We start from the raw sequence: 23,560 nt of genomic DNA on the forward strand, positions 1-23,560 counted from the left end.
TCATGGAACCCGCACGCTGCCCGCAAGCTCGCCTCAGCTCCCCACCAGCCGCCCAAGCTAGCCGCCTACGACTCAGGTGAGCAGGGAAAACGCGGCACCGGGTGCCCCGATCTGCGGCACCGCATGCCAATTTCTCGACATCGACAGTTTTTGCCCTGCAACCCTTTGATCGATCATCGATCAGAGAGTTACAGTCACCGACGGGCTGCCACACAGCCCGCCGCCCTGTCCTGCCAAAGACAAAGGGCACATCCCACCCCTTACCGCTGAGGGAGACCGTCGAAGGAACCCCCTTCACGTGCCCCCTCCGTATCCGGAAGGCGGCGCAATGACCGACCCCACCGCTGTTCAGCCGAGCGAGCTCGACCAGCTCCCGGACCGCGACCCCGAGGAGACCGCCGAATGGCAGGCCTCCCTGGACGCCGTCACCAAGGCGGCCGGGCCGCACCGCGCCGCGTACCTGATGCGCCGCACGCTGGAGCGCGCGGAGGCGGGCGGTCTCGCGCTGCCCAAGCTCCTTGAGACCGACTACGTCAACACCATCCCCACCGCCGCCGAGCCCACCGTGGACGGCGACGAGGCGATGGAGGCCCGTATCACCGCGTGGAACCGCTGGAACGCGGCCGCGATGGTGACCCGGGGTTCGAAACACGGCGTCGGCGGCCACATCGCCACCTTCGCCTCCGCGGCCTGGCTCTACGAGACAGGCTTCAACCACTTCTTCAAGGGCAAGGAGGGTGACGGGTCCGGCGACCAGCTCTACATCCAGGGCCACGCCTCCCCCGGCATCTACGCCCGCGCCTTCCTCGACGGCCGCCTGAACGAGACCCACCTGGACAACTTCCGCCAGGAGGCGGGCGGCAAGGGCCTTCCCTCCTACCCGCACCCGCGCCGTCTCCCGTGGCTCTGGGAGTTCCCGACGGTCTCGATGGGCCTCGGCCCGCTCTCCGCCATCTACCAGGCGCGCTTCAACCGCTACCTCACCAGCCGCGGCATCAAGGACGTCTCGCAGTCCCACGTGTGGGCGTTCCTCGGCGACGGCGAGATGGACGAGCCGGAGTCCACGGCCGCACTCGCGCTCGCCTCCCGCGAGGGCCTGGACAACCTGACCTTCGTCATCAACTGCAACCTCCAGCGCCTCGACGGCCCGGTCCGCGCGAACTTCAAGATCGTGCAGGAGCTGGAGGCGCAGTTCCGCGGCGCCGGCTGGAATGTCGTCAAGTCGCTGTGGGGCAACGCCTGGGACGAGCTGTTCCAGCTCGACACCACGGGCGCGCTCGTACGCCGCCTGCGCGAGGTACCGGACGCGCAGGTGCAGACGTACCAGACCCGCGACGCCGCCTACATCCGCCAGGACTTCTTCGGCACCGACCCGGCACTCGTCGAGATGGCGAAGCTGCTCAGCGACGACAAGATCCTCGAGTGCTTCCACCTGTCCCGCGGTGGTCACGAGGCGCGCAAGGTGTACGCCGCGTACAAGGCCGCCGTCGAGCACAAGGGCGCCCCGACGGTGATCCTCGCCCAGACGGTGAAGGGCTTCACGCTCGGCCAGGGCTTCGCGTCCAAGAACGCCAACCACCAGATGAAGAAGCTGTCGACGGACGAGTTCAAGCAGATGCGTGACCTGCTCGAACTGCCCATCTCCGACGCGCAGTTCGTGGACGGCGTCGTCCCGTACGGCCACCCCGGCGCCGACTCCCCCGAGGTCCGCTACCTCCAGGAGCGCCGCGCGGCCCTCGGTGGCCCGGCCCCCGCTCGCCGCACACACGCACTGGCACCCCTCCCTGCCGCCGCCGACAAGACCTTCGCCGCGTTCGACAAGGGCTCCGGCTCGCAGAACGTGGCGACGACCATGGCCTTCGTACGCCTGGTCAAGGACCTGGTCCGCGACAAGCAGACGGGTAAGCGCTGGGTGCCGATCGTCCCCGACGAAGCGCGCACCTTCGGCATGGAATCGCTCTTCCCGTCCCTCGGGATCTACTCCCCCAAGGGGCAGACGTACGAGCCGGTCGACCGCGACCAGCTGATGTACTACAAGGAGGCCAAGGACGGCCAGATCCTCAACGAGGGGATCACCGAGGCCGGTTCGATGGCCGACTTCATCGCCGCGTCCACCGCGTACTCCACGCACGGCGAAGCGATGATCCCGTTCTACATCTTCTACTCGATGTTCGGCTGGCAGCGCACGGCCGACCAGATGTGGCAGCTCGGCGACCAGCTCGGCCGCGGCTTCCTGGTCGGCGCCACGGCCGGTCGTACGACGCTGACGGGCGAAGGCCTGCAGCACGCGGACGGCCACTCGCCCGTCATCGCGGCGACCAACCCGGCGGCGCTGACGTACGACCCGGCGTTCGCGTACGAGGTCGCGGCGATCGTGAAGGACGGCCTGCGCCGGATGTACGGCGAGGCGGCCCCCGGCGAGGACCCGAACGTCTTCTACTACCTCACCGTCTACAACGAGCCCCTGCCGCAGCCCGCGAAGCCCGCCGCCCCCGGCGTGGACGAGGGCATCGTCAAGGGCCTGTACCGCTTCAACACGGCCGAGTCGGCGGGGCTGGACGTGGCCGCAGCCAACGCGCCGCGCATCCAGCTGCTGGGCTCCGGCACGGCGATCCACTGGACGCTCCAGGCCCAGAAGCTGCTCGCCGAGGAGTGGGGTGTGGCTTCCGATGTGTGGTCGGCGACGTCCTGGACGGAGCTGCGCCGGGACGCCCTGGAGGCGGACGCGGCGCTGCTGCGGGGCGAGGAGCGGGTGCCGTACGTCCGTCAGGTGCTGCACGGTGCCGAGGGTCCGGTCCTCGCGGTGTCCGACTACATGCGCCAGGTCCCCGACCAGATCGCACAGTGGGTCGAGCAGGACTACTCCTCGCTCGGCGCCGACGGCTTCGGCCTCTCGGACACCCGCGAGGCGGCCCGCCGCCACTTCGGCGTCGACGCCGAGTCGATCGTGGTCGCGGCCCTGGCCCAGCTCGCCAAGCGCGGCGAGGTCAAGGCGACGGCGGTGAAGGAAGCGCGCGAGAAGTACGGGCTGTAGGACCCTGCTGTTCCTGGACGGCCCGTCGGTACGCGCGTACCGACGGGCCGTTCGGCGTATGGGCGGGCGGGACCCGCTGTGCTGCACTGGCCCAGGGACCTGTGAGCGGGGGCGGGGGCATGGGGTCGACCGAGGAGGACAGGCGTCGGGCCGCGGTGGCACGCTACTTCGCGGTGCGGCGGCGGCCCGTCGTGGACGCGTACGTGGCGATACGGCGGCAACCGGCCGTGGACCGGCACCACGGGGTGGTACGGGAGAGCCCTGCGGCGAGACTCGCGCGCCGGACGGCGAACGGAGTCCTGTTCGTCGGAGGTGTCGTCCTCTTCTTGAAGAGCCGTGGGCCCGCTCTTGACTGGCTTGGTTCGCTGGTCGCCTTCGCCGGAATGGTCGACGGAGCCGGCCTCGCAAGGGACTTCGTCGCCAAGCACAGCCCCTGGCACCGGAAGCACCGCCCCTGGGCGCGGTCACGCACCGAGAAACGGCTGGACCGGTGGCTGGACCAGGCGCTCGACGCCATGGTCGCGGCCGCTCCGGCCGTCCCGGACACGGACGGGATCCCGGACACGGACGAAATCAGCGACTCCGTGCCGGTCCCAGGCCCTTTCCGCGTCCTGGGGGTCCTGGGGATCGACCGCGACCTCACCCCCGCCAGCCGGCTCGGCATGGACGGCACCAGACGGTTCGCGGCCTACGCCGTGGTTGTGGTCCGGGCGACTCCGCGGTACGTGTTCGCCCATCGCTACGAGCTGGACATGTCCAGCGGCGCGTTCCGGGTCCTGGAGACCCGCCGCCACCGGCGTCCGGTCGCCGCGGAGACCGGGGTCCGGGTGTCGGGCCGGCTCACCGGGGAGCGGATCGAGGACTGTCGGCAGGGGTGGCTGCCGGTCGTGCGGCGGGCGTGCTGGGAGCTCGGCCCGGAGGACGACCCGATCCGGGTGACCGTCGACCTCTGCACCGAGGAGACGGGCCAGTACAGCTCGGGCATGGACGACATGCGGGCGGATGCCGAACAGGTCTGCCGCCGGATGACCGCCGAGCGGCTGTAGCCGTTGCGAGCCTTCGCGTTGTCAGTGGCCCCCGGCATCATGGCCGTATGCGCGCTGCCCGGCTCATCAAGATGGTGCTGCTGCTCCAGTCCCGCCCCTCCATGACCGCCGCCGAGCTGGCGCGCGAGCTGGAGGTGTCCGAGCGCACCGTCACGCGGGATGCCCAGGCACTGTCGGAGGCGGGGGTTCCGGTGTACGCGGACCGGGGCCGGGCCGGTGGGTACCGGCTCATCGGTGGGTACCGGACCCGGCTGACGGGACTCGCGCGCAGCGAGGCCGAGGCGCTGTTCCTCAGCGGAGTTCCGGGGGCGCTGCGGGAGATGGGGCTGGAGGACGCCGCCTCGGCGGCCAGGCTCAAGGTGTCGGCCGCCCTGCTTCCCTCCTTCCGGGACGCCTCGCACACCGCCGCACAGCGCTTTCATCTGGACGCCCCCGCCTGGTTCGCCGAGCCGAAGACGCCCGAGCTGCTGCCCGCCGTCGCGGAGGCGGTGTGGGACGATCGCCGGATCACTGCCCGTTATCGGCGGCAAGAGGCCGAGGTGGAGCGGGAGTTGGAGCCGTACGGGCTCGTGCTGAAGGCGGGCGTCTGGTACGTGTGCGCCCACGTTCCGAACCCGGGCTCCTTCCGCGTCTACCGCATCGACCGGTTCACGGCGGTCGAGAGCGGCGACGAGCGCTTCGTACGCGATGAGGCATTCGATCTGCCCGGCTTCTGGGCGGAACGCGCGGTGCAGTTCGCGCGGTCGATCCTGCGGGCGACGGTGGTGATCCGGCTGTCGGAGGCGGGCAGGCGGCAGCTGAAGCACGCCGTCGATCTGCTCTCCGCACAAGAGGCGCTGGCCCAGGCCGGGCCGCCCGACGGCGAGGGCCGGGTGACGGTCACACTGCCCGTCGAGTCGCACGACGTGGCGTACACCCAACTTCTCGTCCTCGGACCGGAGGTGGAGGTCCTGGAGCCGCCCGCGCTGCGGCAGCGCTTCGCGCGGGCGGCGGCCCGGACGGCGGCGTACTACGACGTGCAGGTCACCGATAGCCCGTGACGTCCGCGGGCCGGCCCGCCTGCTCGACCTCCGCGATGTAGCGCCAGGCGTCGGGCGCCGAGCCGTCGGCGTCCGTGAAGCCGTACTCCCGGGCCAGACCTCCGCTGGAGAGCGACTGCCCGTTCCAGCGCGCCACCTCGGGATCGGCGGCGAGCGCGGCCAGCGCCCGTCCGATGTACGTGGGCGACTCGGAGATCGCGAAGTGCGGAGCCTGCTCGCACGCGTCCCGCCAGTTCTCCTCGGTGACGTGGAAGGCGGAGTCGAGCATCGCCTCGGAGCGCAGCCAGCCCGGCGTGAGGCAGACGGCCGTACAGCCGAATTCCCTCAGCTCCTCGCCGAGGCCGTACGCCATGCGGATCGGGGTCGTCTTGGCGAGGTCGTAGAAGAACGGCTTGCGGTAGGTGGCGCGGTTGTACTCCTCGGTGCCGTCGGTGACCTCGACGAGCAGGCCGCCGGGGTTGCGGGTCAGGAGCGGCAGTGCGCTGTGGCTGGTGATGATGTGCGACTCGATGCCGAGGCGCATGACCCGCAGCCCCTTGTCGAGGTCCATCTCCCACATCTTCGGCTGCTCACGCGAACCCATGTCCAGGTGGACGTCGCCGCCCCAGAGGTCGTTGACGAGGATGTCGAGACGGCCCTGCTCCCGGTCGATGCGGGCGACGAGGGCCCGTACCTGCTCCGGCTCCAGGTGGTCGGTCGGCACGGCGATGCCCCGGCCTTCGGCTCCGGCCGCCGCGTCGACCAGCTCGGCGGTCTCCTCGATGGTCTCGGTGGACCGGCCGACCTCGCTGACGTGGTCACGGGTCGTGCGTCCCGTGGCGTACACGGTGGCTCCGGCGCGTCCCAGCTCCACCGCCATGGCCCGTCCGGCGCCGCGCGTGGCGCCCGCGACCAGGGCGATCTTTCCCTTGAGTGGCTGTGCGTTCTCCATGCGACGAGCATCGCGAGGAAAGCCGACAGCTACTGTCTGGCTTTCCCTCGGGTTTTCCGTCGGCATGTGCGCGCATAACGATCTGCCTGCGCCCAGGTGCGCGGGCAGGGTACAGGCCCGATGCTGGTGCACGTGATGGACGAGACGGAGTTCTGGGAGCTGGTGGACACGGCCCGCGAGGCCGCCGAGGGTGACCCCGACGAGCAGGCCGACCTGCTCGTCGAACGGCTCCTCGGCCTTGACCCGGACTCGGTCCTGGACTTCGCCCGTCACTTCGAGGCCCGCTACAACCGCGCCTACACCTGGGACCTCTGGGGCGCCGCCTGGATTCTCCTCGACGGGGCCAGCGACGACGCCTTCGACTACTTCCGCTGCTGGCTGATCGGCCAGGGGCGCGATGTGTACGAGCATGCCGTGCACGATCCGGACCAGCTCGCGGAGCTCCTGACCGACTTCGACGACGAGGTCGACGGGGACGGCGAGGAGCTCGGCTACGCGGCCGACGAGGCGTACGAACAGCTCACCGGCACCGACGCCCCGGACCTCGGCATCCCGCCCGCGCCCCCGGAGCCGACGGGCACGCCGATCGACTTCGAGAACCAGAAGGTGCTGGCGGAACGTTTTCCCCGGCTGTGGGAGCGGTTCGCCGACTGACAGTTACTGGCTCTGGACGGGTACGTGCCGGAGAGCCTCCGGCACGTACGAGCCGGTCCACGGCGCGCTGTGCGGGGGTGCCGCGTTGGCGTGGTCGAGGGCCGACGCGGTGGCGGCGGAGGGGCCGACCACTACGGCGGCCACCACGCAGGCCACGGTCCAGGGGCTCCGTACGGCCCGTGCCCACAGGGACGTCCGCCGGGGCCGCTGCCTGCCGTTCTCGTGGCTGCTCTCGTTCTGGTGACTGTTCATGATCCCCACCTCCGGTCAGTGCGTGCCTCGACGCTAGGAGGCGTGGCTCTGGGTGGTCGGTGAGCCGGCTGTGGCGTACCTGTGAGCTACCGCCTGCCCTGGAGGTGGGCCGCCCGTTCCCGGATCTCGGGGAGACGGGCCGTCAGGGCCTCGCCCGGGCAGGCGGTGTAGTAGCCGTCGGCGTGGCCCGCGACGGCCGCGAAGGTCGCGGGTGTGCCCGCCTGGTACCTGCTCATGCTGTTCGTGGAGACCAGCTGGACCGGGAGGCGCGGGTCGATGTCGCCGAGGCCCAGCTTCCAGGCGGCGACGGCCGCGATGGCGTCGGTCATGGCCTGTGGGACCGGCACCCCGGCGGTGAAGGTGCCGATCGCCGCGATCCCCGTCGTACCGACGTTGAAGCCCTGGGTGTGCGCCCCGACGACGGGCCGCTCGACTCCGCCCGCCCGGCCCTCGTAGATGGTGCCGCAGCGGTCGACGAGGAAGTTGTAGCCGATGTCGTCCCACTGCCGACCGCCGGCCTGCCCGACGTACATGTCCCGGATGATGCGGGGCACGTCGGCGCAGTCGTAGTCGTTCGGCGAGTCGGTGTGGTGCACGAACACGGCCAGGACGCGGTCGGCGTACCGGGTGGGCGGGCGCGTGTACGCGGCGTCGCCGAGCCAGTGCTCCCTGGGCACGATGGCGGGCCGGTCGGCGCGGTGTCCCGCGGGGGTCCGCGCCGTGGCGGGCCGTCCGGGACCCGACTGCGTCCGGTCGGTGCCCGCGGCCCAGAGGACCAGCGCGGTGACGGCCGCGAGGCCGGGCAGACAGACCAGGGCCACCCGCACCGCACGCGGCATACGCGACAGCGGTGTACGGAAGACACGCATGAGGCCCACTCTCCGGGACACCCGTGCCTTCCGCGATGTGTGCTGTGCCACCCGGTGGAACCAGCGCCCTGGCCCTGCACGTTTCTTAGGTTCCACGCACGTGTGCGGATTCCGGCTGGGGATCCCAGGGGTCATCCCCGGGAGGACGCGGCAGCTCCCACGCGCGCGTGGCCGATTTACGGGCCCCACGCGCGCGTAGCTTGATCACTGGGCCCGCTGCGCGCGTACTGAGGGGTCCAAGAGAAAGGGTGCTCCGTGGACCTGCTCGACATCCTGCTGTTGCTGGTGATCCTCGTTTATGCGGCGTCCGGCTACCGGCGCGGGCTCGTAGCGGGCTGCGTGTCGCTGGCCGGTTTCGTGGGCGGCGCGGTCATCGGCGTATGGGTGCTGCCCTGGATGATGGACCTGGTGACGGCGGGGACCACGACGGCGACGATCACGGCGGTGCTCACCGTGCTGGTGCCGGCCGTGGTCGGGCACGAGCTGGCGGGGCGGCTCGCCCTGCGGCTGCGCCGCGAGCTGGACCGGGGCCCGCTGCGCATCGCCGACGGAGTCGGCGGAGCCGCGGCCAACACGGTGGCCGTCCTGGTGGTGTCCTGGGTCGCCGCGAGCGTGCTCGCCGCGTCCGCCTCCCCCGTCCTCAGCCAGGCCATCCGCGGCTCCTCGCTGCTCGGCACAGTGCAGGACGTCATGCCGGAGACGACCCCGGCCTGGTTCTCCCGCGCCACCTCGGCGCTGACGGAGGCGGGGTTCCCGCAGGTCTTCAACCCGTTCGAGAGCGAGCCGGCCACGAGCGTCGCCAGGCCCTCCGGGGACAGCGTCACCGCGGCGGCGAGCCGGGCCGCGACGCGTTCCTCGGTGAAGGTCGAGGGCGTCGCGGACGGCCAGGGCCGCGAGGGCAGCGGCTTCGTCTATGCCTCCGAGCATGTGATGACCAACGCCCACGTGGTGGCGGGCATCGACGAGCCGACCGTACGCGTGGGCGGCACGGGCCGGACGTACGAGGCGAAGGTCGTCCTCTTCGACGCCGACAAGGACGTCGCCGTCCTCGACGTACCGGGCCTCGAAGCCCCCGTACTGCCCTTCGACACCAGCGCGACCCGCGGCGACGCGGCCGTGGTCGCGGGCTACCCGCAGGACGGCGGTCTGGACCTCCAGGCGGCCACCGTCGCGAACAAGATCCAGGCCAGGGGCCAGAACATCTACGGCTCCGAGATCGTCACCCGCGAGATCTACTCCATCCGCTCCACGGTGCTGCCCGGCAACTCCGGCGGCCCCCTGCTGACCACGGACGGCAAGGTGTACGGGGTCGTCTTCGCCCGGTCCACCAGCGACGCCGAGACGGGTTACGTCCTGACCGCCGACGAGGTCGCGGAGGACGCGGCGCAGGCGGCGAGGTCGTCGACGCCGGTGGACACGGGCGACCTGGTCACGTCCTGAGCACCGGCGGGGGCAGGGACGGTGCCCTGACGGGGACTCAGAGGCTGCGGCCCATCAGCACGTCGTCGACGTACTTCCCGTCGAGGTAGAACTCCCCCGGCTGGACGCCCTCCACGACGAAGCCCTCCGACTCGTACAGCCTGCGGGCCGGGGTGTTGTGACCGAGGACGCGCAGCGAGATGCGCAGGGCGCCCTGGCGGCGGGCCTCGGAGATCACCGCGCGGATCAGCGCCCGGCCCACACCGAAGCGGCGCGCCTCCTCGGCGACGGCGAGGCCCTGGATCTGCCGTACGTGTGCGTTGGAGACGAGCGGGGTGGGGAAACCGAGGCGCACATAGCCGACGAGGCGTCCGTCCAGCTCCGCGACGAGATGGTCGCGGGGCCCGTAGCGGTCGCCGAAGAACGGCTCGTACGGCGGCTCTTCCTGGGGCCGGACCGCGTGCAGGTAAGACCAGGTCGCACGGTCGAGCCGGCCCAGCGCGTCCTCGTCGTCGTAGCTGGCGGGGCGTATGTGCAAGGCGGGCATGGAGGTCACTGTACGGCGGGGGTGCGAGCTGTCGTCCGGGGTTTCGGCGCGCTTCGGGCACCCTCGTGTTGCGGCGCGCTTCGGGCACCCTCGGCGCGGTGGCCCGAGGGCGTGGGCGGAGGATGGGGGCATGGAAGCTTCCCGAATCGCCGTGGCCGGGGCGTCCGGTCTCATCGGTGCGGCACTGGTGCGGTCACTGACCGCGGACGGGCACGAGGTGGTGCGGCTGGTGCGCCGTACGCCCCGGGCGAAGGACGAGGTGGAGTGGGATCCCGAGCGGCAGTACGTCGACGCGGCGGGGCTCACCGGGTGCGACGCCGTGGTGAACCTCGCCGGGGCCGGCGTCGGTGACCGCCGCTGGACGGACGCGTACAAGCGGAAGATCCGCGACAGCCGGCTGCTCGGGACGGCGGCGCTCGCGGAGGCGGCCGCCTCCCTCTCCCCCTTGCCGCGGGTCTTTGTGAACGGCAGCGCGATCGGCTTCTACGGAGAGACCGGCGAACGGGCCGTGGACGAGAACTCGCCGCCCGGGGACGGGTTTCTGCCCTCGATGTGCGTGGAGTGGGAGGAGGCGGCGGCTCCGGCCGAAGAGGCGGGCGTACGGACCATCTTCGCGCGCACCGGACTGGTGGTGTCCGCCAAGGGCGGGGCCTGGGGGCGGCTGTTCCCGCTGTTCAAGGCGGGGCTCGGCGGGCGGCTGGGCGACGGACGCCAGTACTGGAGCTACATCGCGCTGCACGACGAGGTGGCCGCGCTGCGGCATCTGCTCGACACGGAGTCCTTGTCGGGCCCCTTCAACCTGACGGCTCCACAGCCGCTCACCAACCGCGAGATCACGGCCGCCATGGGCCGCGTGCTGCACCGGCCCACCCTCTTCGCGGTGCCCGCACCCGCACTGCGGCTCGCACTCGGCGAGATGGCCGGGGACGTACTGGGCAGCCAACGGGTGCTCCCCACCCGGCTGTTGGAGTCGGGCTTCTCCTTCGCGTTCCCGGGGATCGAGGACGCGATTCGGGCGGCGGCCCGGGGCTGATTCCGGTGCGGGTACGCGGGGGCTGGGGTGGGAGGGGTTTCTTTCCCCAGCCCCGCCCCTTCCCGGCTGTATCAATTTGCGGCTCCGCCGCGTGAGGGGGCTGCGCCCCCAGGCCCCCCGCCAGGGAGTGGGGGTGACACGTTGTGTCGCGGCTGCGGGCCCGTCGTGGCTGGTCGCGCAGTTCCCCGCGCCCCTGAAAAGCAAAAGCCTGCGGCTCCACTCACCGCCAGCCACGACGTACCCGCGGCTTCCCTCCGGCGGGAGGGGTCGTGGGCCGGTGCGTCGTATGCCCGTCGCTTAGGTCCGGTCTCGGAGAACCCGCACCCTGTACCAGCCCAGGGCCGTATGCGCACCCGAAAACCGCGCACCTAGCGGAGCGCCCCCGTGCGCCGCCCATGCGCGGCTCAGCGCAAAGCGCCCCACCCCCTAACCTCGTCCAGAAACTCCGGAATTCCGGAAGCATGTCGGGGGCATGACGTCCCCAGGAGCCGCGCGACCTCAAGGAGGGGCACGTGCTTGAGCCCGCTTATCAGGCGGACGTCGTCATAGTGGGGGCCGGGGTCGCGGGACTCTCGGCTGCTCACCGGCTGACCAGCGCAGGAGTAACGACCGTAGTCCTGGAGACCGCCCCTTACGTCGGCGGCCGTATGTCGACCGAGAAGGTCGACGGTTTCCGGCTCGACCGGATCGGCCGGCTGTTGTCCACCGCGTACCCGGAATTACGTCTCACTCCGGGTCTCGACGCCCTGACCCTGCGCCCGTTCGCACCGGGCGTACTCGTCCACGCCGACGGGCGTACGCACCGGGCGGGCGAGCCCGGAGGCGTAACGAGCGCCGGGGGCGCAAGGGGCGCACTCGGCGCGGCACGCGCCTTTGTGGCCGCCCCCCGGAGGCCACGCGCCGCCCGGCGGGCAGGGCCGTCGCCCGACGGCACCGTGGCCCGGGCGGCGCCACCGGCCGCCGCCCTGCCCCTGCCTCGGTCCTTCCCACCCCTCGGCAGCGCCATCGACCAGGCACGGCTCGCCGCCGCGCTCGGCCGGATCGCCGCCGCCCCGGTGGAGCGCCTGCTGGCGCGACCGGACCAGTCGGCCGGTCACGCGCTGGCGGCGCGCGGAATGCCCACCCGTACCGTCGAGGGCTTTCTGCGGCCGCTGCTGGCCGCACTGCTCTGCGACCCGGATCTGACGATGTCCAGCCGGTCCGCGGACCTCGCGCTGCGCGCCTTCGCCGCCGGACGGCTGTGCGTGCCGGAGGGCGGCGCCGACACCTTGCCGGAGCTGCTCGCCGCCGCTCTGCCGCCCGGCACGGTCCGCACCGGCGTACAGGTCACGTCCGTGTCCACGACGTCCGTACGCACCGCGGAACACGGCGAACTCCGTTGCCGGGCCGTCCTGTTGGCGACCGGCGCCCGCGCCGCCGCCGAGTTGCTGCCCGGCCTGCGGGTGCCGCCGTTCCACCCGGTGACGGTGGTGCACCACACGCCCGACGAGGTGCCCTCGGCCGGAGCGGGGCTGCTCCTCGACGCGGACCGGCGCGGCCCGGTGGCCCACACCGCCGTCCTCAGCGAGGTCGACCCGTCCCGCGCCCCCGCGGGCCGCGCTCTGGTCTCGTCCACGATCCTCGGCGCACCGCCTCCGGACGTCGACCGGGTCGTACGCGCCCACCTGGCCGACCTCTACGGCACGTCCACACTCCGCTGGGAGCTCCTCGCCGTCCACCACACCCCGGACGCCGTCCCCGCGATGCCGCCCCCGCACGATCTCCGCCGCCCCGTCCGCCTCCTAGCCGGCCTCTACGTCTGCGGTGACCACCGCGACACCAGCACGGTCCAGGGCGCCCTGCACTCGGGCCACCGCGCGGCCACGGCCCTGCTGACGGAGCTCGGCGCCAACTCGGCGCACACGGCGGCCCCGTTACCCAGGGCCGCGTAACCGGACAGGGTTGGAGGCCCCGTCGCGGGGCGGGACCTCCAACCCCGCACCACTACCCGAGCGCGGCGACCTTGTCGCGATACCCCCGCACCGGCGCCGCGTCCCGATACGGCTCCAACCGCCGCTCGAAGTCCCGTACGTACTCCACCGCCCGCACCGAGCGCATCTCGGCGGCCTGGGCCGCCGCCTCCGCGCCCAGCTGGCAGGCCTGGTCGAGTTCGCCGAGGCCGAGGCGGGCGGTGGCGAGGACGACGCGGCAGAAGAGGCGGCTGCGGGCGTAGCCGGGAGCCCGGAGCTGGAGGGAGCGTTCGGCGTGCTGGGCGGCGGCGCGGTACTGCTGGAGGTCCCGATGGCAGTGCCCGAACTCGTCCGCGAGCTGCGCCTGGTCGAAGAAGCGCGCCCAGTACGGGACGTCGTCGGTGGGCCGGGCCGTCTCCAGCGCCCGCTCCGCGCGTACGAGGGACGCCGTGCAGGCCCGTACCTCGCCGAGCACCCCGTGCCCGCGAGCCTCGGCCGCGTGCAGCAGCGCCTGCACGACGGGCGGCGCGGACGAGCCCGCGCCCTGCTGGGCGACCCGCGCCAGCTGCACCGCCTCCCGGCCGTGGCCCAGGTACACGGCCTGTCGGCTCATCGTCACCAGGACGTACGCCCCGTACGCCCGGTCCCCCGCCGCCTGCGCAAGCCGCAGCGCCTGCACGAAGTACCGCTGGGCCAGTCCGTGCGCGGCGATGTCGTACGAGGTCCAGCCCGCGAGCCGGGTCAGATCGGCGGCGGCGGCGAACAGCTGACGCCCGGTCTGCTCCCCGTATGCGCCGCGCAGCATCGGCTCCGCCTCGTGCTCCAGGTAGCGCACCAGGGCCTGCCGGGCGTGGCCGCCGCCGTAGGCGTGGTCCAGCGCCCGGAACAGCTCCCCGACCTTCCGCAGCGCCGCGATGTCGCCCGCGGTCACCCGCTGCCCGGGCTCGCGCTCGGTCTGCCGCTCGGCCTGCACACGCTGCCGGGACACGGCGCTGAGGCGGCCCTGCGCGGGCACCCGTACGACCGTGGGGTCCCCGGCGCGGCCCACCCGGTCGTCGGGCCGCCCGATCAGCCAGTCCCGGCTCGGCACGACGAGCCCCGCCGGGGTGAACGCGATCTTGCGCAGCTCCGCGTGGCTCCCGGAGTCCTTGCGCCACAGTCCGCTGACGATGTCCACGGCCTCCTCGGGCGTGGCCGCGAACTCGAGCCCCGCGTACACGGGGGCGCAGGCGTCCAGTCCCAGATCCTGTGCGGTGAGCCGGCGCCCGAGCCGGCGTGTGAACACCTCGGCGATCAGTGCCGGTGTCGTGCCGCGCGGCTGCTGGCCGCGTAGCCAGCGGGTCACCGACGTCTTGTCGTATCTCAGATCGAGCCCGTGCTCGAGACCGAGCTGGTCCACGCGACGGGCTAGTCCCGCGTTGGAGAACCCCGCTTCTGCGATCAGTGCGGCGAGCTGACGGTTGGGGGTGCGCTGCGCGGGTCGTTCCGTCATCTGCGGTGCGAACTCCTGCCTTCCAGGCCTCGGGGAAATGGCCTCGTGAACGGCGTGAATGTAGCGCTCCGTAAGCGTGCCATCGCAGGCTTCGATACTCATTCATCCGATCGTGTGAGGATTGGCCCGAGGATGACGGGCGCGACGCGGGCTGCCGCCCTGCCAGCCGGACGGACAGGGCCGAACTCGGCCGGCCAGAGCCCGGACGTACAGTGGCGTGGGGCGCGTACGCGCCTTACGGGTCTTCCAGGGAGGCGTTTGCCGTGGGTGAGTTGCGGTTCGTCCGGATGGGTTTCGGAGCGGACTCCGTCGAGTACCAGCAGGCCTGGGACGAGCAGCGCCGCGTGCACGCCGCCCGCTTCCAGGACGAGATCCCCGACACCTGTCTGCTCCTGGAGCACCCGCCGGTCTACACGGCGGGCCGGCGCACCGCGCCCGAGGAGCGGCCCCTCGACGGCACCCCGGTCGTGGACGTGGACCGCGGCGGCAAGATCACCTGGCACGGCCCCGGCCAGCTCGTCGGCTACCCGATCCAGAAGCTTCCGCGCCCGGTCGACGTCGTCGCCCATCTGCGCCGCCTCGAGGACGCGATGATCCGCGTGTGCGCCGACTTCGGCCTCGAGACCTCACGGGTCGAGGGTCGCGCGGGCGTGTGGATACTCGGCGACCCGGTGGAACAGCGCCCCTCCCTCGGAGGGCTCTCCCTGGACTTCGACCCGCGCCTCACGGACGACGAGTTCGACCCGCGCCTCAACGGCCCCGAGTACGCCCCCTCGAACGCCGGCCAGCGCCGCGAGGACCGCAAGATCTGCGCGATGGGCATCCGCGTGGCCAAGGGCGTCACGATGCACGGCTTCGCCCTGAACGTGAACCCGGACACCTCCAGCTTCGACAAGATCATCCCGTGCGGGATCCGGGACGCGGGCGTCACGTCACTGGCGTACGAGCTGGGGCGCGAGGTCACGATCGCCGAGGTCCTGCCGGTGGCCGAGAAGCATCTGCGGGACGTACTGGAGAACGCGGACCTGAAGCCGCGGGAGACCGAGAAGGCGACCGCCTGACGCAAGGAATGGACCTTGAGGCCCACAGGTTGGCCTCACAGAAAGGCCCATCAAACACGGGCGTACGCTGGTGTGCGCCGAGGAATCGAATGCACAGGGAGCCGGTCGTGTCCGCAGTCACCCCCGACGGACGCAAGATGCTGCGCCTGGAGGTCCGCAACAGCCAGACCCCCATCGAGCGCAAGCCCGAGTGGATCAAGACCCGGGCGAAAATGGGCCCCGAGTACACCAAGATGCAGAACCTCGTGAAGAGCGAGGGCCTGCACACGGTCTGCCAGGAGGCGGGCTGCCCCAACATCTACGAGTGCTGGGAGGACCGCGAGGCCACCTTCCTCATCGGCGGCGACCAGTGCACCAGGCGCTGCGACTTCTGCCAGATCGACACGGGCAAGCCCGAAGCACTGGACCGTGACGAGCCCCGGCGCGTGGGCGAGTCCGTGGTCACGATGGACCTCAACTACGCCACGATCACCGGCGTCGCCCGCGACGACCTGGAGGACGGCGGCGCCTGGCTGTACGCCGAGACGGTCCGCCAGATCCACGCCCAGACCGCGAACCGTGAGGCAGGCCGCACCAAGGTCGAACTGCTGGCCCCCGACTTCAACGCCGAGCCGGCCCAGCTCGCCGAGGTCTTCTCCTCCCGCCCGGAGGTCTTCGCGCACAACATCGAGACGGTCCCGCGCATCTTCAAGCGCATCCGCCCCGGCTTCCGCTACGAGCGCTCCCTGAAGGTCATCACCGAGGCCCGCGACGTCGGCCTGGTCACCAAGTCGAACCTGATCCTCGGCATGGGCGAGACCCGCGAGGAGATCAGCGAGGCGCTGCGCCAGCTGCACGAGGCCGGCTGCGAGCTGGTCACCATCACGCAGTACCTGCGCCCGACCGTGCGCCACCACCCCGTGGAGCGCTGGGTCAAGCCGCAGGAGTTCGTGGAGCTGAAGGAGGAGGCCGACCAGATCGGCTTCTCGGGTGTGATGTCCGGGCCGCTGGTGCGCTCCTCGTACCGCGCCGGGCGCCTCTACCAGATGGCCATCGAGAAGCGCGGCGCGTACGTCGCCTCGCAGGCCGTCTGAGATCTCGTACGACCTGCGCGATGGCACGCAGTGCCAGCTGATCGTGTGAATCCGCACACAAGACATTACCCGTGAGTAGTGTCCGATACGACGCGGTTCTGACCGTTCCCGCAGATGGGAGCCACCGTCAGGGCCGCGTCGGCGTTTTCGGGCCTCGCATCAAGGCTTCATTGGCGTTTGACCGCTTGGTCATGCCCTGGTAACACCAATCTGTGACTCTGTTCTCACGCCACGTACAGACTCATCCCAGAGCCGTCATCCGAGGGGGGACCTCCACCATGCAGGCCACACCCGTACGCGCCACAGCGATTCCGTCTTTCACCGATGCACTCCGTGCCGTCGAGTCGGTCCTCATGAGCAGCGGACAGCGCACCGCCCGCCGCAACGCATGGACCTCTGTCATGGAGGACCGCCGCCGGGCCAAGGACAGGGTCGAGGCGCAGCGCGTCCTGGACCAGTCCCTCGTGCAGCCGTCCTTCGCCCCTCGCCCGTGACCGCCCGCCGACGCGGCACCGCCGTCGTCGGCACTTCCCGCGCCACGTAGACTTCTCGGCATGGCGAGGAAGGACAACGCAGCGGACGCTGCGAACCCCGGGCGACTCAAGCAGATCGCTCTGACCTACAAGATGACCCGCAGGGCCGACTCCAAGATCGGTCTTGTACTCGGGGCTGTCGGAATCGGCACCCTCGGTGTCTTTCTCGCGATCGGTTTCCTGATCGGTCACCCGGTCTATCTCGGCATCCTCGGCTTCCTCCTCGCCTTCCTCGCGATGGCGATCGTCTTCGGACGACGGGCCGAGCGTGCCGCCTTCGGGCAGATGGAAGGGCAGCCGGGAGCGGCGGCCGCGGTGCTGGACAACATGAAGCGCGGCTGGACGACGACCCCGGCGGTGGCGATGAACCGTCAGCAGGACGTGGTGCACCGAGCCGTCGGCAAGGCCGGCATCGTGCTGGTGGCCGAGGGCAACCCGAACCGGGTGAAGAGTCTGCTGGCCGCCGAGAAGAAGCGTATGGCCCGCATCGTCTCGGACGTGCCCGTCCACGACATCCTCGTGGGGACCGGCGAAGGTCAGGTCGAGCTCAAGAAGCTCCGTACGACGATGCTGAAGCTGCCCCGCGTGCTGACCGGCCCCCAGGTCACCGCCACCAACGACCGACTGCGCGCCCTGGGCGACATCATGTCGAACCTCCCCATGCCGAAGGGCCCGATGCCCAAGGGGATGCGGATGCCGCGCGGTGGCCCGAAGATGCGGTAGCGCTGCCGCTGAGCTTGGCAGTAGCCGAAGGGCGCCGGAACCTGTGGGTTCCGGCGCCCTTCGGCGTTTGTCGGGGGTGGTTCTGCAGTTTGCCGACTGCATGTGCGTCGTGGCTGGTCGCGCAGTTCCCCGCGCCCCTGAAAAGACTGCGCCTCCCCGAGCCCCCGAGTAGGCCTGCCGCCGAAGCCGCACCCCTGAGCGGGTCGCCCCCGAAGGGGCCGGCCCACTTACGGCGCGTTCCTCAGATCCGTACCTCTACCGTGCGAGCCAAGCGGTCGTGCAACCCCCTGCCGTCCCGGTCCCAGATCAGGGCCGGGATGGCGACGCACAGCAGGACCGTGCGCAGGAGGGCGCGCACGGGCTGGACGGTGCCGGTTTCCAGGGTGAGGACTCGCAGGCCGAACAGGCGCTTGCCGGGGGTGAAGCCGATCGTGCCGACGGTCAGGACGCTCATCACGAAGAAGATCAGCAGCGCCCAGTTGCCCGTCGCCTGGTTGTAGCCGTCGGTGAGCAGTCCGTATGCGATCAGGAGGCACAGCCCCCAGTCGACCGCGAGGGCGCCGAGGCGTCGGCCCGGGCGGGCGATCGAGCCGGGGCCCGACTCCGGCAGGCCGAGCTGCTCGCCCCGGTATCCGAAGTCGGCACCGGCTTCCTCCGCGGCGGCGCGCGGTCCGGAGAGCCAGGATCCGATTGCTTGCCTGTTGTCCACGCGTCCACGGTACTGCGCCGGTTTTGATATGCGGACAGGTGGGGTCAGGCGGGCCGGGGTCGGTTAACTTGGGCGAAACAAATGGGTCACGCTCGAGAAATCACCCGTCCCTATTGTCGGGCCTCAGCGTGTGCCACCGCACTGGCCGCACGAACGAACTACCACCCCGGCACGGACGGTCGGGAGTAGGAGGAGCTGGATGTTCCAGAACGCCGACGAGGCCAAGAAGTTCATCGCGGACGAGGACGTCAAGTTCATCGACGTCCGCTTCTGCGACCTGCCTGGCGTGATGCAGCACTTCACGGTGCCGGCAGAGGCCTTCGACCCGAGCGAGGAACTTGCCTTCGACGGCTCCTCGATCCGCGGCTTCCAGGCCATCCACGAGTCGGACATGGCGCTTCGGGCCGACCTGTCGACCGCGCGCGTGGACCCTTTCCGCCGTGACAAGACGGTCAACATCAACTTCTTCATCCACGACCCGATCACGGGCGAGCAGTACTCCCGTGACCCGCGCAACGTGGCCAAGAAGGCGGAGGCGTACCTCGCCTCGACCGGTATCGCCGACACCGCGTACTTCGGCCCCGAGGCCGAGTTCTACGTCTTCGACAGCGTGCGCTTCGCCACCACGTCGAACGAGTCCTTCTATCACATCGACTCCGAGGCGGGCGCCTGGAACACCGGTGCGCTGGAGGACAACCGCGGCTACAAGGTCCGCTACAAGGGCGGTTACTTCCCGACCCCGCCGGTCGACCACTTCGCCGACCTGCGTGCCGAGATCTCCCTGGAGCTGAACAAGTCCGGCCTCCAGGTCGAGCGCCAGCACCACGAGGTGGGCACCGCGGGTCAGGCCGAGATCAACTACAAGTTCAACACGCTGCTCGCCGCGGCCGACGACCTCCAGCTCTTCAAGTACATCGTGAAGAACGTCGCCTGGCGCAACGGCAAGACGGCCACCTTCATGCCGAAGCCGATCTTCGGCGACAACGGCTCGGGCATGCACGTCCACCAGTCGCTGTGGGCGAACGGCGACCCGCTGTTCTACGACGAGGCCGGTTACGCGGGCCTGTCGGACACCGCCCGCTTCTACATCGGCGGCATCCTCAAGCACGCCCCGTCGCTGCTGGCCTTCACCAACCCGACGGTGAACTCGTACCACCGCCTGGTCCCCGGCTTCGAGGCCCCGATCAACCTGGTCTACTCGCAGCGCAACCGCTCCGCGGCCATGCGTATCCCGATCACGGGCTCGAACCCGAAGGCCAAGCGCGTCGAGTTCCGGGCGCCGGACTCCTCCGGCAACCCGTACCTCACCTTCGCGGCCCTGATGCTGGCCGGCCTGGACGGCATCAAGAACAAGGTCGAGCCGGCCGAGCCGATCGACAAGGACCTCTACGAGCTGGCTCCCGAGGAGCACGCGAACGTCGCGCAGGTCCCGACCTCGCTCCCGGCCGTCCTCGACTCTCTCGAGGCCGACCACGAGTTCCTGCTCCAGGGCGACGTCTTCACGTCCGACCTGATCGAGACGTGGATCGACTACAAGCGCACGAACGAGATCGCTCCGCTCCAGCTGCGTCCGCACCCGCACGAGTTCGAGCTGTACTTCGACGTGTAAGTCGACACGGCTTCCGGTACGGAGCCCCGTCACCGCCCCTCGTGGGTGGGGGCGGGGCTCCGTCGTTCTTTCCGAGAGCCTGGCGAGCCTTTGCCTTGACCGCGCCGTTCCTTTGCCCCGTAGGGGGAAGATCGGGATCCGGTCATGGATATGCCCGATGCACACTGGAATCGGGACGAGTGCCCGATGTGTGGGGTGATCGTGATGCGGAGCCGATTCCAGCCCGACCGACGGTTGAACATGCGGATGGGGGTCACGCTGTTCCTGCTCGGGCTGCTGTACGTGGCGTTCGTCGCCGCCTTGATCGTGCTGCTGAAGTCGTGGGTGCTGGTCGTGGTGATCGCGGCGGCGGTGCTCGGTGCGCAGTACTGGTTCTCGGACCGGATCGCGTTGTTCGCGATGCGCGGGCGGGTCGTGGAGCGCGAGGAGTATCCGCAGCTGCACGGGGTGATCGACCGGCTGTGCGCCACCGCCGACATGCCGAAGCCCGCCGTCGCCGTGTCCGACATGGAGATGCCGAACGCCTTCGCCACCGGGCGCGACGCCGATCATGCCGTCGTGTGCGTGACGACCGGGCTACTGCGGCGGCTTGAGCCCGCCGAGTTGGAGGGTGTGCTCGCGCACGAGCTGTCGCATGTGGCGCACCGCGATGTCGCGGTGATCACCGTGGCCTCGTTCCTCGGGGTGCTCGCCGGGCTGATCGTACGGTTCGTCTTCTACTCCCAGGTGTTCGGCGGGCACGGCCGCAAGGACCAGAACGCGGCCGTCGTGCTCATGACGGTGATGGCGGTGTCCGCTGCCGTCTACGCGCTCAGCTTCTTCCTCATCCGGGCGCTCTCCCGGTACCGGGAGTTGGCCGCCGACCGCGCCGCGGCCATGCTCACCGGCCGCCCCTCGGCACTCGCCTCCGCGCTGACCAAGCTCACCGGCGACATCGCCAAGATCCCCACCCGCGATCTACGGACCGCACAGGCCTTCAACGCCTTCTACTTCACGCCCGCGTCCGGCAAAACCCCGGGCATCCAGCGCCTCTTCTCGACCCACCCGAGCCTGGAGGAGCGGCTCGATCAACTGGGCCGGATCTCCCGCGAGTTGGGTGAGTCGTCGCCCTCCGGAAAGGCGGGTTGAGCGGGATGAGGCTCCTGGACATCCTGCTGGGCCGCAGCAAGCCGGTGGCCCCCGACCTCGACCAGCTCTTCGCCCTGCCGTCCGCCGCGATCACCCTGGAGGCGGCGGCCGGTTTCACACCGACCGGGCACGGCTCGGTGTGCTTCGCGACGGTCGAAGGGGCGGCCTTCGAGGACGTACGCCAGGAAGTACGGGCGTTGTTGGACGCGGATGCCGAGCGGACGGGGCCGCCGGTGGAGGTGAGCCGGGACTCGTACGGGTACACGTGGCTGGTCTCGCGGCGGTCGCCGGAGGACCTGCCCGCGCTCGTCGGTGATCTGCACGCGGTGAACAGCGCGCTGGAAGGCAGCGGGTTCGGGCCGCAGTTGCTGTGCTCCGTCGTCGGGTTTCGGGGTGGCGGTGACGAGCGGCGGCCGCTCGGGCTCGTGTACCTCTACAAGAGAGGCAGCTTCTACGTTTTCGCGCCGCTCCCCGGTGGCGGGGAACGGCGCGACAGCGCCCTGGAGTTGCAGGTCAGAGCAGTGCTTGCGAACGACCTGCGGCTGGAGCCGGATCTGAGCCGCTGGTTCCCGGTGTGGGGAGCGCCGGGCGTGGGTTAGCCCTTCTGCTGCCGGGACGCCCAGCGGCGCTCGCGACGGTAACGGCGCTCCCACCTGGCCTGACGGTCACGGCGCTGGCGGTACGCGCGGTAGCTTTCGTCCACGCGAGCCGGGGATCCCGAGGAGCCCGCGGGGCCGCCGGATGACGGGGACGGTCCGGTGTGGCCGTAGCGGACATGCAGATACAGCAGCGCGGCGGCGGCGATCCACCAGACAGGGTTACTGAACCCCATGACGACCAGCACGAGGATCGCCAGAATGATCAAGGTACCCATGACGAGCCTCCTTCGCTTGAATGGTTGGGACGCACGCTGCGGTTTGCGAACGTCCGTTCGCCGGTGGGTTGAGAGTAATCCTCAGGATGCCGGGTGACGCCACTTCGCCGAAACCGAATTACTTCGCCGGGTCGGGCGGTTGGGGCAGAGCTCCCGGTTTCGGGAAGGGGTGGGCTTGGGGAAAACCCAGCGCCGGCCACCCCAAGGGCGACCGGCGCTGGAAAGGAAACCCGGAGACCTCAGCGGGCGTAACGCATCAGGGCTCGCACCATGTGACACGTCGTGTCCGACGGCGGGTGGACGCCGATGAGTTCGGCCGTGCGGTGGATCGTCTCGTTGCGGGCCTGGTTGGGCATGTAGACGCCGGAGTCCAGCAATGCGATGGCGAGCCGCATCGCCTTGAGGCGCCGGTTGTGTGTGATGTACCAGTCGCGTGGACGCCCCGGCGGGAGCGGCCGCTTCTCGACGGGCTCGTACGGCAGGTCCAGCGGAACCGGCCTCTTGGCTGTGGACTGCGTGGGCAGCGGGAAGAGTGCGGCAGCGGGCACGAGCATCCTCCTGTCGCGGTCAGGGAGCCGTCCGTCGGCGCCCTCGAACACTACTCATAGTTTACTGCCCACCACTGACATCGAGACAGTCCGCCAAGTCCGCAAAAAGGCCAGGTGAGATAGGGAATTGGCGTGGCTTCACCCCAGGTCCGCGAGGTGCGCATGAGGCGGCGCCAAATTCGAACAAGACCATCGACGGGCGCACGCAGAGGGTGGCGCCCCTCACTCGGACCGCGCTCGACCAGGCGAGGAATTACTCAACCTCCTTTGTGATCCAAGCCACTTGAGTGACTCGTGTGAGCTGTCGAGTAACTCTGTTCGACATCTCGTACATAGCGGCGTACTCCCCGCTCACGACAGGTCGCCGCCAGGGCGGCCGGAGACAAGAGGCCCGCTATGCCGCGTACGTCCCGCAGGAGAACGATCGGCCCCAAGAAGAAGCTCGCGTTGTTGGTGAGCGCCGCGGCGGTCGCCGGAGGCGGGGCCTTCGCTCTGGCGGCCACCTCGAACGCCGCGCCGGCCGGTCAGGCACAGTCCTCCACGGTCTGCGAGGGTCTGGCCACGGCGCTCGGGAACAACGAGAAGTTCATCGAGGGGCAACGCGCCAATCCCGACGCACAGTCCGAGGCCCGGATCGCCAACCGGGAAGCGGTCATCGCGGAGATCGAGCGCAAGCAGGAAGCCTCCGGCTGCACGCCCGGGGAGTCGGCTCAGGACGCCCCGGCCGAGCAGCCGGCACCGGCTCCCGCAGACACTTCCGGCGACGCGACGGGGGTCGCCGGCGGTGAGCAGGTCTGCGCGGGTTCGACCGTCACACTCTCCGGCGAGGAGGGCGCCCCGGCCGCGTCCAGCAACCAGTTCCCGCCCGGTACGCAACTGAAGGTCACGAACCTGGACAACAACAAGTCCACGACAGTGGAGGTCACATCAACCTCCGGCAGCTGCGCCCTCCTCAACAACGCGGCCTTCGAGCAGGTCCGCGAGCCCGGCAAGTTCCTGATCCGTCGGGCGCTGATCGAGAAGGTGGGGTGAGGCC

General features: G+C 70.5%; 23 protein-coding genes. 15 read left to right on the forward strand and 8 right to left on the reverse strand.

What is annotated here, in order from left to right; translation table 11 throughout:
• Window positions 1–328: 328 nt before the first annotated feature.
• From aceE to OP79_RS33215, 3 genes are all read left to right on the forward strand, one after another.
• Window positions 329–3,034 (forward strand): pyruvate dehydrogenase (acetyl-transferring), homodimeric type, encoded by a 2,706-nt coding sequence (gene aceE, locus OP79_RS33205; protein WP_033325478.1) that lies wholly within the window; start codon window positions 329–331, stop codon window positions 3,032–3,034.
• Window positions 3,035–3,153: 119 nt separating this feature from the next.
• Window positions 3,154–4,080 (forward strand): hypothetical protein, encoded by a 927-nt coding sequence (locus OP79_RS33210; protein ID WP_157857396.1) that lies wholly within the window; start codon window positions 3,154–3,156, stop codon window positions 4,078–4,080.
• A gap of 47 nt (window positions 4,081–4,127) precedes the next feature.
• A complete protein-coding gene (locus tag OP79_RS33215; RefSeq protein WP_033325481.1) occupies window positions 4,128–5,120 on the forward strand; it encodes a helix-turn-helix transcriptional regulator in 993 nt (330 codons plus the stop codon).
• Here the strand turns inward: OP79_RS33215 and OP79_RS33220 are convergent.
• Window positions 5,104–6,051, reverse strand: a complete 948-nt coding sequence (locus tag OP79_RS33220) for an SDR family oxidoreductase (protein ID WP_033325482.1) — start codon at window positions 6,049–6,051, stop codon at window positions 5,104–5,106. The genes OP79_RS33215 and OP79_RS33220 overlap by 17 nt on opposite strands.
• Window positions 6,052–6,186: 135 nt before the next feature.
• Between OP79_RS33220 and OP79_RS33225 the strand changes: the two genes are divergently transcribed.
• The gene (locus OP79_RS33225) at window positions 6,187–6,705 is read left to right on the forward strand and encodes a DUF4240 domain-containing protein (protein WP_033325610.1); all 519 of its coding nucleotides are present in this window, start codon (window positions 6,187–6,189) and stop codon (window positions 6,703–6,705) included.
• Between the two features lie 3 nt (window positions 6,706–6,708).
• On the opposite strand, the gene OP79_RS33230 is transcribed toward OP79_RS33225, so the two are convergent.
• Both OP79_RS33230 and OP79_RS33235 read right to left on the reverse strand, forming a co-directional pair.
• Window positions 6,709–6,957 carry a hypothetical protein gene (locus tag OP79_RS33230; protein ID WP_033325484.1) on the reverse strand — a complete coding sequence of 83 codons (249 nt, stop codon included), beginning with the start codon at window positions 6,955–6,957 and terminating at the stop codon, window positions 6,709–6,711.
• Window positions 6,958–7,043: 86 nt separating this feature from the next.
• On the reverse strand, window positions 7,044–7,826 hold the full coding sequence (locus OP79_RS33235; RefSeq protein ID WP_245685540.1) for a peptidoglycan recognition protein family protein: 783 nt from the start codon (window positions 7,824–7,826) through the stop codon (window positions 7,044–7,046).
• A 255-nt stretch (window positions 7,827–8,081) separates the two neighbouring features.
• Here OP79_RS33235 and OP79_RS33240 point away from each other — a divergent pair, with 255 nt between their 5' ends.
• Window positions 8,082–9,266, forward strand: a complete 1,185-nt coding sequence (locus OP79_RS33240) for a MarP family serine protease (protein ID WP_033325485.1) — start codon at window positions 8,082–8,084, stop codon at window positions 9,264–9,266.
• Between the two features lie 37 nt (window positions 9,267–9,303).
• Here the strand turns inward: OP79_RS33240 and OP79_RS33245 are convergent, their stop codons facing one another.
• Window positions 9,304–9,792 carry a GNAT family N-acetyltransferase gene (locus tag OP79_RS33245; protein ID WP_211270912.1) on the reverse strand — a complete coding sequence of 163 codons (489 nt, stop codon included), beginning with the start codon at window positions 9,790–9,792 and terminating at the stop codon, window positions 9,304–9,306.
• A gap of 130 nt (window positions 9,793–9,922) precedes the next feature.
• On the opposite strand from OP79_RS33245, the gene OP79_RS33250 reads away from it, so the two are divergent.
• The gene (locus OP79_RS33250) at window positions 9,923–10,825 is read left to right on the forward strand and encodes a TIGR01777 family oxidoreductase (protein ID WP_033325487.1); all 903 of its coding nucleotides are present in this window, start codon (window positions 9,923–9,925) and stop codon (window positions 10,823–10,825) included.
• 512 nt (window positions 10,826–11,337) lie between these two features.
• Window positions 11,338–12,756, forward strand: a complete 1,419-nt coding sequence (locus OP79_RS33255; RefSeq protein ID WP_033325488.1) for an NAD(P)/FAD-dependent oxidoreductase — start codon at window positions 11,338–11,340, stop codon at window positions 12,754–12,756.
• A 52-nt stretch (window positions 12,757–12,808) separates the two neighbouring features.
• Here OP79_RS33255 and OP79_RS33260 read toward each other — a convergent pair whose 3' ends face one another.
• Complete coding sequence (locus OP79_RS33260) at window positions 12,809–14,266, reverse strand: NsdA family TPR-like regulatory protein (protein ID WP_033325489.1); 1,458 nt, start codon at window positions 14,264–14,266, stop codon at window positions 12,809–12,811.
• Window positions 14,267–14,529: 263 nt separating this feature from the next.
• Between OP79_RS33260 and lipB the strand changes: the two genes are divergently transcribed.
• From lipB to OP79_RS33280, 4 genes are all read left to right on the forward strand, one after another.
• Window positions 14,530–15,327, forward strand: a complete 798-nt coding sequence (gene lipB / locus OP79_RS33265) for a lipoyl(octanoyl) transferase LipB (protein WP_033325490.1) — start codon at window positions 14,530–14,532, stop codon at window positions 15,325–15,327.
• 107 nt (window positions 15,328–15,434) lie between these two features.
• Window positions 15,435–16,400, forward strand: a complete 966-nt coding sequence (lipA, locus tag OP79_RS33270; protein ID WP_033325613.1) for a lipoyl synthase — start codon at window positions 15,435–15,437, stop codon at window positions 16,398–16,400.
• Between the two features lie 278 nt (window positions 16,401–16,678).
• Window positions 16,679–16,894 (forward strand): SCO2195 family GlnR-regulated protein, encoded by a 216-nt coding sequence (locus OP79_RS33275; RefSeq protein ID WP_033325491.1) that lies wholly within the window; start codon window positions 16,679–16,681, stop codon window positions 16,892–16,894.
• Between the two features lie 60 nt (window positions 16,895–16,954).
• Window positions 16,955–17,656, forward strand: coding sequence for a DUF4191 domain-containing protein (locus OP79_RS33280; protein ID WP_033325492.1), 702 nt, complete (start codon window positions 16,955–16,957; stop codon window positions 17,654–17,656).
• A gap of 241 nt (window positions 17,657–17,897) precedes the next feature.
• On the opposite strand, the gene OP79_RS33285 is transcribed toward OP79_RS33280, so the two are convergent.
• On the reverse strand, window positions 17,898–18,365 hold the full coding sequence (locus tag OP79_RS33285) for an RDD family protein (protein ID WP_033325493.1): 468 nt from the start codon (window positions 18,363–18,365) through the stop codon (window positions 17,898–17,900).
• A gap of 199 nt (window positions 18,366–18,564) precedes the next feature.
• Here OP79_RS33285 and glnA point away from each other — a divergent pair, with 199 nt between their 5' ends.
• The 3 genes from glnA to pspAB all read left to right on the forward strand — a co-directional run bounded on the left by glnA (window position 18,565) and on the right by pspAB (window position 21,701).
• Entirely contained in the window at window positions 18,565–19,974 is a 1,410-nt protein-coding gene (gene glnA, locus OP79_RS33290) for a type I glutamate--ammonia ligase (RefSeq protein ID WP_033325495.1), read from the forward strand.
• Window positions 19,975–20,178: 204 nt separating this feature from the next.
• Window positions 20,179–21,102: a zinc metalloprotease HtpX gene (htpX, locus tag OP79_RS33295; RefSeq protein WP_033325614.1), complete on the forward strand. Its 924-nt coding sequence runs from the start codon at window positions 20,179–20,181 to the stop codon at window positions 21,100–21,102.
• Window positions 21,103–21,107: 5 nt separating this feature from the next.
• The gene (gene pspAB / locus OP79_RS33300; protein WP_033325496.1) at window positions 21,108–21,701 is read left to right on the forward strand and encodes a PspA-associated protein PspAB; all 594 of its coding nucleotides are present in this window, start codon (window positions 21,108–21,110) and stop codon (window positions 21,699–21,701) included.
• Here pspAB and OP79_RS33305 read toward each other — a convergent pair.
• A complete protein-coding gene (locus OP79_RS33305) occupies window positions 21,698–21,976 on the reverse strand; it encodes a hypothetical protein (protein ID WP_033325498.1) in 279 nt (92 codons plus the stop codon). The two genes, pspAB and OP79_RS33305, sit on opposite strands and share 4 nt — an antisense overlap.
• 239 nt (window positions 21,977–22,215) lie before the next feature.
• A complete protein-coding gene (locus tag OP79_RS33310) occupies window positions 22,216–22,524 on the reverse strand; it encodes a hypothetical protein (RefSeq protein WP_033325617.1) in 309 nt (102 codons plus the stop codon).
• A 396-nt stretch (window positions 22,525–22,920) separates the two neighbouring features.
• Here OP79_RS33310 and OP79_RS33315 point away from each other — a divergent pair, with 396 nt between their 5' ends.
• The gene (locus OP79_RS33315; RefSeq protein WP_033325499.1) at window positions 22,921–23,556 is read left to right on the forward strand and encodes an RlpA-like double-psi beta-barrel domain-containing protein; all 636 of its coding nucleotides are present in this window, start codon (window positions 22,921–22,923) and stop codon (window positions 23,554–23,556) included.
• Window positions 23,557–23,560 lie beyond the last annotated feature (4 nt).

The sequence above is a fragment of the Streptomyces yerevanensis genome (assembly GCF_000716805.1).
GTDB classification, from domain to species: domain Bacteria; phylum Actinomycetota; class Actinomycetes; order Streptomycetales; family Streptomycetaceae; genus Streptomyces; species Streptomyces flaveus.